This is a genomic window from Delftia sp. ZNC0008 (assembly GCF_000799035.1).
Classification (GTDB): domain Bacteria; phylum Pseudomonadota; class Gammaproteobacteria; order Burkholderiales; family Burkholderiaceae_C; genus Comamonas; species Comamonas tsuruhatensis.
In genome coordinates, this window is record NZ_JTKZ01000200.1 from 1 (window position 1) to 11,603 (window position 11,603).

Below are 11,603 nucleotides of genomic sequence, written 5' to 3' on the forward strand. Positions count from 1 at the left end.
CTACTTTGTGCGCCAGGCAACCGGCGGCGCGGCGCTGCAGGCGTCCCGCCCGTCGTCGCGCCCCGTGCCCGTGACCCTGTCGGCCCTGGCGCGCTCGCTGTTCAGCAGCCCCGACACGCGCCTGATCCCGCTGGGTGCGGCATTGCCCGATCCGGCCTGGCTGCCCACGGCCCGGCTGCAGCGCGCGCTGCAGACCGCCGGGCGCCGCCTGGACGCGCACGGGCAGACCTACAGCATGCCGCCGGGCCGCGCCGACCTGCGGGGCCAGATCGCGGCCCGGGCTGCGCAATGGGGTGCGCGCTTCGGCCCTGATGACCTGGTCCTGACGGCCGGCGCCACCCAGGCCGTGCGGCTGGCCCTGCGCGCCGTGTGCAAGCCCGGCGATGTCGTGGCCGTAGAGCGGCCCGCCTATTTCGGCAGCCTGCTGCTGCTGGAGGACCTGGGCCTGAAGGCGCTGGAGATTGCCACCGATCCCCGCGAAGGGCTGCTGCTGGAGCCGCTGGCCGAGGCCATTGCCCGTCACCGGCCGGCTGCCGTGCTGGCATCGCCCACCGTGCAGAACCCGCTGGGCGCCAGCATGCCGGTGGAGCGCAAGCAGGCCCTGGTGGCGCTGCTGGAGCGGGCGGGCATTCCCTTGATCGAAGACGATGTCTATGGCGACCTTGCGGGCGACGGCCAGCGCCCGCCGGCCTGCAAGGCCTTCGACGGCAGCGGCAACGTGCTGTATTGCGGCTCGGTGTCCAAGACCCTGGCGCCGGGCTGGCGCGTGGGCTGGATCGCGGCGGGCCGCTTCCATGCCCAGGTACTGCAGGTGCGCCTGGCGGGCGACTGGGCCGGTGCGCCGCTGCTGGAAGCTGCCGTGAGCGAGGTACTGGCCAGCGGCGACTACGACCGGCACCTGCGCCGCCTCAAGTCCCGCGTGCAGGCCGGGGTGCAGGCCGTCACGGCCAGGGTCGAGGCCAGCTTTCCGCCCGGCACCTGCGTCTCGGCCCCGCGTGCGGGCTTCCTGCTGTGGGTGGAATTGCCGCGCCAGGTAAATGCACTGGAAGTGCACCGCCGCGCGCTGGAGCTGGGCATTGGCGTCAGCCCAGGCCCGCTGTTCTCATCGCGATCGGACCTGCCCAACCACCTGCGCCTGAACTGCGCCAACGAGCCCACGCCGCGCCTGCTGGGGGCCGTGGGGCAGGTGGGGGAGATATGCCGGGGGGTGATAGAGGGTGCTGCGGCGCGTCAGGGGGCGCAGGTCGGCCAGCCTACTTCTTCTCGCGCGGCACGCGCCCCATGAGGAAGAACTCAGTCAACGCGCTTGCTTTTGAGTCGAATGTATTCGGATGGCTGAACGTTGCTGTATTGCAGGAAGAATTGCCGTGCGCGCTATTTTTTAAATAGAACTATTGAAGTTTTGAATATGCAGGATATCTTTCATAAGAGATTGATGTTCCTATTTTTTTAGATTTATCTAATAAAATTGCATCTTCTTCAAAGAATTCTTGTCGCCGCCGATGATTTAGCTTGCCGTTGAGGTAGATGTATTCGGTGAGCTGGCCGGAGCCGTATTCCGCGAGCAGGTTGCCGTGCACGCCATGGAACTCGTAGGTGGTGACGCCTGCCTTGGTGGTGCTTGTGCGCTATTGGTCGCCGTCGTAGGCATACTGGATGGGGCTGTTGCCCCAGCAGTCGGCGCATGCACGTCCGAGCGTCGGGTGCACGTGCGAGTGGCACTGCTCTTCAGCCGCAACACCCGCAATCAGCTCAAGCAAGTGTTCGACGCGCTGCGCGAGCTGATGACGCCGCCCGATCCGCCCAAGCGGCCTATCGGGTTCGTCACACAAGGCGAGAAGAAGAACACGGGCTGACCTTCACCACGCCGATATAGCGACGCCCGCACAGGGCGGGCGTCTTTCGCTGTCAGTCCTCGGCGTTCCGACCTTTGACCATCTGATGGGCAAGCTCGAAGCCAGTCGGCGAGCAGCCCAGCTTTCGCAAGTCTTCCAGTTGCTCTTGAGTCACCGGAGATATCGAGATCCTCTCCAAGTCCGGTGATCCAACACCCACGAACTGCCCGACCGCAGATGCTTGGAGAACATCGCACTCAAGGTCAGCCAGCGCCTCGCTACCCTCAGAGGGCAGCAGAATTCGACGTGGCGGATCAACCCCTTCGGCCTGTTGCAGCGCTTTGATTTGCGGCCACAGTTGCCTTCGATGGGAATGAATTCGAACGCCCGGAAGAGGCGAGATTTTGAATCCCCCAACGACGAGAACCGAACTCCTTCGCCCGAGGGATAGAGCGCTAAACCGTGCTCGGGGCCATCGTAGTAGTCAAACACGAGAATCACCGTGAATCCAAGGTCACTGGCCGAACCGGAGCCACGGGCGAATTCGTGAAGCGACTCACTTGAGGAGCTCATTCTATATCCTCACTACATCGGGCGTAATTGGTTTCGGCAGTTCAACCGTGTGATGGTTCAGATCCTTCCCGGTCTGCTGAACCTTGAACCCCGCTGCCTCAACTGAACTGCAGGTCGCGCATCGCACAACTTGCCCAGCTTTCGCCGCCGAACTCGTGCTCACGGAGACGCCGTGAATTCCAAGCATATTCTCTGCCGCCTGGGCTTGGCTCTCGAGTAGCTTCTTGGTGTCCATGGGGCCGCGCCGGAACAGTAGCTTTTCGCCCTCCTCAGCACCCTTTGCGGCATCTATGGCCCTATAAGCCTTAATACTTTCCGCAGCGCCTCCAGGCACCACAGGTATCGCCACCGCAACTCATCGCGCGCCAAATTTCTGCGCAATGTGCTTGCCGTTGAGGTGGATGTGTTCGATGGGTAGCTAAATTTTGGCTAATATTTTTATGATTTTCGCCGTGGCAACTGTTTTCCCCTCCCAGAGAGTTATATTCATTCCCTCCTGTATCAGGGGTAGTGCAAATTCTGGAAATAGAAATTTGATAGGAATTTCATAATATTCTCCCAGTTCCAAGCGTTTTCCATCAAGTAGCAATCTACAGTCGAAAGCTTCATTGTCAATAAAGAGGGGGCAGCCATAAAAGTTGCCTTGAATGGCAGTTTTTCTGCCGCCTTCATTTTTTGTGAGAAATCGAACTGAAATTATGGCATCTGGGTTCATTTTTCTAGAATTTACTTGGTGGCAAGGGTGAATGATTCATAATTGTAGGTGATATTCCTGTAAGCCGATTATCTGGAATAACCCAAGCTGGTATTCCTCGATCAACTGATGCTGGTGGTAAGTCATGAAGAAGAGATTTTGGTATATCTATCTTTATAATGGTGTAAGGAGGATCTCCAAAAGATCTCACCGCTTGCTTGGAATATGCGGATGCACTGGATCCTGATGTGGTGAAATATTTCCCTTCTGCAGATCCAAGATTCCTTAGAGCTCCGGTGGCTTTGACATCTGCTAACTCTGCTCGTCCAATGGCTCTAAATAACGTAACTGTCTGTGGAGTAGTGTTTTTTGCTGCCCGATACGCCGCAATACCTGCCCCGACCCCTCCAGGCACCACGGGTTTGCCGCTGCAACTCCATCAATCGCGATACCTGCCGCATCCATCGCGGACCCGCTCCATTTCTCCTCCCCGATATTGCTGATCAGGCTCTGAAAGCCTGGGAAAATATTGAACGCGTCCCAGACGATTTCCGCAAGCTTGTCATCCGGGTCCAGGTATTTGTTCAGGTTGGCGTAGGCGTATCAGTTGAAGCCGTGGATCTTCTCGGAATGCATCTACTTGGGGTCCATGCCTGTGAAGCGGTCCATCAGCGATATGTGGCCATGTGGGTCATGCCTGTTTCGGGGTCGTAGGGCCTGCCAGCGGGCCACAGCTTGTTGTTTGCGCTGCTTGGCCCCGCTTTCCGGCGGTAGTCGTTGGTCAGTTAGTTTTCCTTCCAAAGTACGGCTCCGGACTGATCAACGTGCTTGCTTTTGAGTCGAATGTATTCGGATGGCTGAACGTTGCTGTATTGCAGGAAAAATTGCCATGCACGCTATTTTTAAATAGGACTATTGAGATTTTTAATATGTAGGATATCTTTCATAAGAGATTGATGTTCCGATTTTTTTAGATTTATCCAATAAAATTGCATCTTCTCCAAAGAGTTTTTGTCGCCGCCGATGATTTCTTTTGTTTTGACAATATGCAGTTGATTTTTCTTTCCAGAAGAGAATTCTAGTTCTAAGGAGGCAAGCAGCAAAAGATAGAGTGCAGTCTTTGCCTCGTCGTCGAATTCTCTCAATTCTAGTGCATTCAATAATCTGGGAATAATTTCAGGATCTGCAAATTCTATTTCCCAATCCTGTTCTTTGCCGCTAGTGGTTATTCCAATCAAAGTGCTGGCCATTTTGGCTGCCTTTACCGTGGGTCCATAGTATTCTGACATATTCATAGCTCAGGATATGCGGTTTTTACTCCATTGGTGCTGGGTACTATACGCACTGATGTTGCTGGTACATATTTTCCGTCAGGCATAATAATTCTGGCGGGAAAGTTTGGCGGTATTGGTACAGATATTGCTCCATTTTTTAGGTTGTTTAAATTATCAGAGATAAGCCGTGCTGCGGTCTGATCGTCGAGAAACTGCCCCGTTGGCAAACCTGATCCTGCTGCACGCTTTGTTAGGAAATCCGTCGAGTTTTGTCCATGAACTGTGAAGGTATGACCAAATTTCGCTTTAGTAATTGGAATTGTGGAACTTGCGGAATTTGTTGCTCGATAAATGGAAAGACCAATACCAGCGCCTCCAGGCACCACAGGTATCGCCGCCGCAACCCCATCAATCGCGATACCCGCCGCATCCACCGCGGCACCGCTCCAGTTCCCCTCCTGAACATTGCTGACCAGGCTCTGGAAGCCCAGGGAAATATTGAACGCGTCCCAGACGGTTTCCGCAAGCTTGCCGTCCGGGTCCAGGTATTTGTTCGGGTTGTTGTTGGCGTAGGCGTAGCGGTTGAAGCTGTGGATCTGCTCGGGATTCACCTCCTTGGGGTCCATGCCCGTGAACCGGCCCAGCAGCGGCATGTAGTACCGCGCGCCCATGTAGGTCATGCCCGTGTCGGGGTCGTAGGGCCTGCCGGTGAACCACAGTTTGTTGTCCGCGCCGGCTGGCTCCGCTTTCTGGCGGTAGCCATAGGGCAGGTAGTTTTCCTTCCAGAGTACGGCGCCGGACTGGTTGGTGGCCAGCCAGGGCGTGCCTGCGGCGTCGTTGTGGAAGTAGGTGACGGTGGCCTGGGCCAGCGCACCGGGCGTGGTCAGCAGGGCTGTCAGAAGCAGCGCGGCAGTTGCCAGCAGGCGCCGGCAGGATTGGCGGATGGCGTTCTTCATCGGGCGCTCACTTTCTGTGCAATGCGCTTGCCGTTGAGGTAGATGTATTCGGTGAGCTGGCCGGAGCCGTATTCTGCGAGCAGGTTGCCGTGCACGCCATGGAACTCGTAGGTGGTGACGCCTGCCTTGGTGGTGTGGGTGCGTTTCTGGTCGCCGTCGTAGGCATACCGGATGGGGGAATTGCCCCAGCAGTCGGCGCACAGCAGGTTGGGGACGGCGTCGTAGGTGTAGGACTTCTGGCTGCTTTGGATGAAGTTGCCCGCCGTGTCGTAGGTGAAGTGGTTGGCGGGGCCGCCATTGACGGTGATGGAGGACAGGCGGTATCGGCTGTCGTAGCGGTAGTCGATCAGTTCGCTGCCCAGGCTCTGGCGGGTGATGTCGCCGGAGCCGCTGTAGCTGATGCTCCCGCGCCCCCTGGGGGTGACCATCGAGACCAGCCTGTGCACGCCGTCGTACCCGAAGGTGCGGTCATGGTCCGCATCGGCCGTGTCCCTCACGCTGGTGAGATTGCCCGTGCGGTCATAGGTCAGGATGGATCGGTGGAAATAGCTGCCCTGGCGCGAGGTGGCGAACGAAGCGGGCAGCAGCCTTGCGTTCTGTCCGTATTCGGACTGCACGCCGTTGGCGTAGACGATGCGCTGGATCTGGCTGGATGGCCAGTAGCTGGCGCTGCTGATGTAGCCGGGCATGGCCGTGGGTCTGCCCAGACTGTCCAGTGTGTAGCTGACGGTGGAGCCAGACAGTGGGTAGGTGATGGATGCCAATTGGTCATTGCCGTTGTAGCTGTAGCCGGCATTCCAATTGAAGCCACCTGCAGCCAACTCCTCCCGCGTGAGGTTGCCGTTGCGGTCGTAGGTGAAGCGACGTGTGGCTTCGGATGTGGCCGTGCTGAGCAGGCGGTGGGCCCTGTCGTAGCTGTGAGTGACGTCCGGGGTGGAACCCGGGTAGCTGATGGACTGCAGGCGGTTGTGCCCGTCGTAGCGGTATTGGATGGTGCCTACGGTCCCTGTGATCCTCGAGATCATGTTGCCTGCGGCATCGCGGCCCAGGCTGGTGGTGCCGGTCTCGGGGTGTGTGATGGATGTCAGTTGGTAGCTGCCGTTGTAGCCGTAGCTTCGTGTGATGCCCGCTTGCGTGACTGAGGTCACCAGTCCCCTGGCATTGCGGCCGATGGACAGGTTGGTGGACGGCTCCGGTGTGGAGATGGCCATCAGCAGCGGCTGGTCGGGGTCGCCATAGGCGCGGTAGCGATAGGTGGTTGTCAGGCCGCGTTCGTCCACCACGGCGCGGGTGGCGGGACCGTAGCCTATGCCCTGCGTGCTGCCATCCGCATGGCGTATGGACATGACGCGGTCCAGGATGTCGTGCCGGTAGGCGGTTCCTGCGCTGGTGCCCGGGTTGGATTCAAAGGTTCTGCGGCCCAGCGCGTCAACGCTGAAGCTTCGCACGATGCCGCCATGGTTGACGGATACGGGCTGACCGAAGCCGTTGAAGCTGGTGGTCTGGGTGAGCGCTCCCCGGCTGACGGTGCGCGTGGTGGTGCCATGGCTGATCCGGACGCTGTTGCCTGCGGGATAGCCGACGGAGATGATGCGGTTGAGACCGTCATAGCCATAGGTCCAGGTACTGCCGTCACCCCGGGTTTCGGAAGTGACGTTGCCCGCATCGCTGACCGTCCGCGAGATGGAAATGCCCTCGGGCTGCGATTCCGATTGGGCTATGCCCCGCCTGTAGCCACCGTAGTAGTGTGTCAGCCCTCGCGGGAAGGTGGTGGCGCTCAGGTTGCCTTGGCCGTCATACGCGTGGCGGGTCTGGATGCCATCGCGGGTGATGGATGTCATGTTGCCATTGCCGTCGAAGCTGCGCGATATGCTGCCGCCCGCATGGCTTTCGCTTTGCAACTGGCGCACTATCCATTTGGACGGGTTGACGTAGTAGCTCAGGCTGGTGGTGCGGTTGCCGCCCGATGGGCCGTATTCGGAGATCGTGCCAGGATTGCCATAGGTGTCGAAGTTGCTGTAGCGGGTCGTATGGCTGGCGTTGTCCCGGGTGATGGTGCGCTCTGCAAGAAGCGGGGCGTTGAATTCACCGATATCGACCTTGGTAGCGAAGGCGCCGGGACGGAAGTTGTTCTCGCTCGATATCTTCTGCTTGTCCCAGGTGTAGGTCTCGGTCTGGCTGCCACCCAGGCTTTTGGAGGCCAGCAGGCCCACCATCCATACGCTGCCCGAGCTGGAGTAGTTGGGCCCTATGTGCCGGTAGGTCACGGTGCCTGAGGGGGTGTTGACCGTGGTGACGTCGTGTGCGCCGGGGCGTCCTGGCGCGTAGCTGAAGGACCAGTGGCCCCCGGTGCTTGTGGACTTGGCCATGACCACGGTGGAGCGGCTGGCGGGATTGGCCTGGGTGTCGAAGTGGACGAAACCGTATTGATAGCCGATGGAGCCCCCCTGCGGGTAGGTCAGGCGCCGCATGATGTGGCTGCCGGGGGTGTTGTTGAGGTTCCCGTTGTAGTCATAGATCCAGCGCAGACCGTCGGGCCGGGTGACGGAGCCGAGCTGGAATTTGTCCCTGACGTTTGAGATGCCCTGATAGGCGTAGTGGTAGGTCTGGCCTGCCGCGCTGATGGCGGTGATCCTCCGGCTCGCCATACCGCTGTCCGCATAGAAAAACTGGACTGAGCGACCATCGCTTGTGACCACGCTGGATATCTGCGGCGAGGCGGCCGCCGCGTACTGGATGGTGGCGTAGTTACCGTTGCGGTCCGTGATGCGGCTCGTCAACCAGGCATAGGTGGGATAGGGGCCGCCCCCCAGATTGACCAGTTGGTTCATGTCGTAGCGCGTGCCGTCGGGTGATGTGACGGCCAGCCCACCCGCGCCGCTGGTGATGCAGTCGGCGCGCCAACGCTGCGTGGTGATCAGCAGTGGTGCGGTCGTTCCTGTGAAAGCCAGCAGCTGGCGGCTGCCGTCAGGCAGCTCCAGCACGGGGTTGTCAGCGACGGTTTGGCTGTTCTTGTTGAAGCAAATACTGGTTTCGCGGGACTTGAGCACCCTTCCAAAATGGATGTTCCAGCCCACGCCCGCCAGCGATTCATGGAGCGCCGGATTCGTGGGCTCTACCGATGTGCTGTTGTACGAACGTACTACCTTCAGGTCGAAGCCGCCATTGCCGGGCAGGTGGATATCCACGTAATGCAGTTGCAGTGCGCCGGTGAATGGATCAATGAATTAACCGAATCCCTGGTTCACATAGCTGCGATTGGGTTGAATTCCCGGATCTTTGTAGAAGTCGGGAATGACTTCCTGGGAATGGACGGGCCACGCCGCCATTGTCATCAGCAGCGCCAGGCTGCCCGCAATTGCCTTGATTGCCGGATTCATGGGTTCTCCCTGAAGAAGCTGGACAGATGCGCTCGCGTGGCTCGGACAGGTGGTTCTGCCCATGGCTGGCTGCGGGGTCCATGCTGTGGAACTTCGGGTATGCCTGCAAGAGAGCCCTCTTGGGCGGCAGGGTGGCTTTGAACGGTTCTTTTTACGCCGGAGTGCGGGAATCCAGCTAATGCGCTACATCAGGAATCCCGTGTTAATGATTGTCAAGAAAAGAAAATAGCCAAGCGTCCATCTTGAAAAGCGCACCGAATCATGACCTTTGATCGGTATTTTTCCAGAATATCTCTCAGCTTATTTTCAGATTATTCCTAGGATCATTGGAGGCTACGGGAGCCTTATTTCTTCTCGCGCGGCACGCGCCCCATGAGGAAGAACTCGGGATTGGGTTGCATGCCGGCAAAGCTGGCCATGCGGTTGGACAGGCCGAAGAAGGCCGTGATGGCGGCAATGTCCCAGATGTCCTCGTCGTCGAAGCCGTGGGCGTGCAGCGCCTCGAAGTCGGCCTCGCAGATTTCGTGGCTGCGCTCGCAGACCTTCATGGCGAAGTCCAGCATGGCGCGCTGGCGGGCGCTGATGTCGGCCTTGCGGTAGTTGACGGCCACCTGGTCGGCCACGTAGGGCTGCTTTTCGTAGATGCGCAGGATGGCGCCGTGGGCCACCACGCAGTACAGGCACTGGTTGGCCGCGCTGGTGGTGGTGACGATCATCTCGCGCTCGCCCTTGGTCAGGCTGCCTTCTTCCTTGAGCATAAGCGCATCGTGGTAGGCGAAGAAGGCGCGCCATTCGGCGGGGCGGCGCGCAAAGGCCAGGAAGACGTTGGGGATGAAGCCGGCCTTTTCCTGCACTTCAAGGATGCGGGCGCGGATGTCCTCGGGCAGGCTGGACAGTTCGGGCTGGGGATAGCGGGCAGTGGCCATGGGTCTTGTCTCCTGGGTGTGGTGGTTGTCGTTGCGGGCCATGTTCGCATGGCCTGCGCTGCGCGGGGTGAACGCGCATGACAGCCTGCCTGCCGCCGAGGTTGCAGATTGCGCCCGGGCTCAGGCGGGCGCCATGTCCGGCTCAGGCCGTTGTGCAAACCAGTCGCCCAGAAAGCCAGTGAGCGCGCGGATCCTGGCCGACATCTCGCTGCGCGTGGCGTGCACGAGGTAGATGTCGGCCGCAGGCAGCTGCCATTGGGGAAGGACCTCGCGCAGCGCGCCTGCGGCTAGCGGCGCGGCCACATCCCAGAGCGAGCGCTGCAGGATGCCATGCCCGTCCAGCGCCCAGGCCAGGGCCGAAGCGCCGTCGTTGGTGCTCATCACGCCGTTGACCTTGATGCTTTGCTCGCTCAGGCCCTGGCGCGTGCGCCGGCTCAGGCGCCAGCTGCCATAGGTTTCGCCGCTTTCGCGGATCACGATGCAGCGGTGGGCCTGCAGGTCGGCGGGCTGGCGCGGCTCGCCATGGGCGTTGAGGTAGGAGGGCGCGGCGCACAGCACGCGGCGGTTGGGCAGCAGCAGGCGGGCGGTGAGGCCGGAGTCGGGCAGGGCGCCAAAGCGCACCACGGCGTCAAAGCCCTGCTCGACCAGGTTGACGGGCCTGTCCGTCAGGTGCAGCTGCACCTGCACCTCGGGATAGGCGCGCGCAAAGGCCGACAGCGCGGGCGCCAGCCGCTGGCGGCCAAAGCCCAGTGTGCAGGCAATGGACAGCGGGCCGCGCGCCGTGGCGCGCGTGCCCGAGATGCTGCGCTCCAGCGCCTCCAGGTCGGCCAGGATGCGCGCGCCGTCCAGCAGGTAGGCTTCGCCCTCGGGCGTCAGGTGGATGCGCCTTGTCGTGCGCTGCAGCAGGCGCACGCCCAGGCGCCGCTCCAGCAAGGACAGGCGGCGGCTGACGGCGGGCGGCGTCACGCCCATCTGCTGGGCCGCAGCGGCCAGGCTGCCTTCGCGGATCAGCAGCGAGAAGAAACGCAGGTCGGAAAAGCCGTCCATGGTGGATGCGGTGGATGGTTGATTCGTAAATTGAACTGATGGATCAATGCAATATTTTGCTATTTATGCAGCCTGGTTTACTGATTAGGATGGCAGGCTAGGGCCTGTTCACACTAATGTGGGGTCGCGAAGCTGCCTGCCAGCCCGCCAATCAAGGCGCGCGACGCCGTGCGTGTGTCCGCACGCACAAGGAGCGCAACGCCGAGTGGAGGGCTGGCAGGCAGCTTCCCTTCGGGTTGCCTGGCAGCGGGGCCGTCTGCGGCGTTGCACGCGCTTGCAAGGCATCAGCCTTGCTGCGCACGTGCGCCTTGCATACGACCCCGCTGCCGGGCAACGCGATCCCCGCATTAGTGTGAACAGGCCCTCGTCATGAACAACGTAGAAGGAATCTCCGGGATGCACACAGATCCATGGATGCCGGGCCTGCGCCAGCAGCGCATCACGGTCGATGACGGGGTGGAGATCAACGCCTGGGTGGGCGGCCAGGGGCCGGCCCTGCTGCTGGTGCACGGCCACCCGCAGACCAGCGCCATCTGGCACCGCGTCGCGCCCCGGCTGGCGCAGCAGTTCACCGTGGTGCTGGCCGACCTGCGCGGCTATGGCGACTCCTCGCGCCCCGCCGGCGATCCCGAGCATGTGAACTACAGCAAGCGCACCATGGCCCGCGACCTGCTGCGGCTGATGGCGCGGCTGGGCCATGAGCATTTCAGCGTACTGGCGCATGACCGGGGCGCGCGCGTGGCGCACCGGCTGGCCATGGACTATCCCGCCAGCGTGCAGCGTCTGGTGCTGCTGGACATTGCGCCCACGCTGGCCATGTACGAGCAGACCGGCGAGGCCTTTGCGCGCGCCTACTGGCACTGGTTCTTCCTGATCCAGCCCGCGCCGCTGCCCGAGCGCCTGATCGAGGCCACGCGG

11 protein-coding genes are annotated in these 11,603 nt (G+C 60.8%); 3 read left to right on the forward strand and 8 right to left on the reverse strand.

Annotated elements, in window-relative coordinates; genetic code table 11:
• Positions 1-1,285 (forward strand): aminotransferase-like domain-containing protein (locus L995_RS06605; RefSeq protein ID WP_047470401.1); only part of this gene is annotated, 1,285 nt, incomplete at its 5' end.
• A 106-nt stretch (positions 1,286-1,391) separates the two neighbouring features.
• Here L995_RS06605 and L995_RS32850 read toward each other — a convergent pair.
• Entirely contained in the window at positions 1,392-1,580 is a 189-nt protein-coding gene (locus L995_RS32850; protein WP_156135999.1) for a hypothetical protein, read from the reverse strand.
• Positions 1,581-1,715: 135 nt separating this feature from the next.
• Here L995_RS32850 and L995_RS32855 point away from each other — a divergent pair, with 135 nt between their 5' ends.
• On the forward strand, positions 1,716-1,856 hold the full coding sequence (locus L995_RS32855) for a hypothetical protein (RefSeq protein ID WP_231574377.1): 141 nt from the start codon (positions 1,716-1,718) through the stop codon (positions 1,854-1,856).
• 970 nt (positions 1,857-2,826) lie between these two features.
• Here the strand turns inward: L995_RS32855 and L995_RS32860 are convergent.
• The 7 genes from L995_RS32860 to L995_RS06625 form a co-directional block, all read right to left on the reverse strand.
• Positions 2,827-3,123, reverse strand: coding sequence for a hypothetical protein (locus L995_RS32860; protein WP_156136000.1), 297 nt, complete (start codon positions 3,121-3,123; stop codon positions 2,827-2,829).
• 881 nt (positions 3,124-4,004) lie between these two features.
• Positions 4,005-4,391, reverse strand: coding sequence for a hypothetical protein (locus tag L995_RS32865; RefSeq protein ID WP_156136001.1), 387 nt, complete (start codon positions 4,389-4,391; stop codon positions 4,005-4,007).
• Between the two features lie 2 nt (positions 4,392-4,393).
• Positions 4,394-5,332, reverse strand: coding sequence for an RHS repeat domain-containing protein (locus L995_RS31345; protein WP_052195764.1), 939 nt, complete (start codon positions 5,330-5,332; stop codon positions 4,394-4,396).
• Positions 5,329-8,520 (reverse strand): RHS repeat protein, encoded by a 3,192-nt coding sequence (locus L995_RS33720; protein ID WP_197065114.1) that lies wholly within the window; start codon positions 8,518-8,520, stop codon positions 5,329-5,331. The genes L995_RS31345 and L995_RS33720 overlap by 4 nt, the downstream gene beginning before the upstream one ends.
• Before the next feature lie 39 nt (positions 8,521-8,559).
• A complete protein-coding gene (locus L995_RS32870; RefSeq protein WP_156136002.1) occupies positions 8,560-8,712 on the reverse strand; it encodes a hypothetical protein in 153 nt (50 codons plus the stop codon).
• A 344-nt stretch (positions 8,713-9,056) separates the two neighbouring features.
• Positions 9,057-9,638 carry a peroxidase-related enzyme gene (locus L995_RS06620; RefSeq protein WP_047470411.1) on the reverse strand — a complete coding sequence of 194 codons (582 nt, stop codon included), beginning with the start codon at positions 9,636-9,638 and terminating at the stop codon, positions 9,057-9,059.
• Between the two features lie 120 nt (positions 9,639-9,758).
• The gene (locus L995_RS06625) at positions 9,759-10,685 is read right to left on the reverse strand and encodes a LysR family transcriptional regulator (protein WP_047470404.1); all 927 of its coding nucleotides are present in this window, start codon (positions 10,683-10,685) and stop codon (positions 9,759-9,761) included.
• 396 nt (positions 10,686-11,081) lie between these two features.
• On the opposite strand from L995_RS06625, the gene L995_RS06630 reads away from it, so the two are divergent.
• Positions 11,082-11,603 (forward strand): alpha/beta fold hydrolase (locus L995_RS06630; protein ID WP_047470414.1); only part of this gene is annotated, 522 nt, incomplete at its 3' end.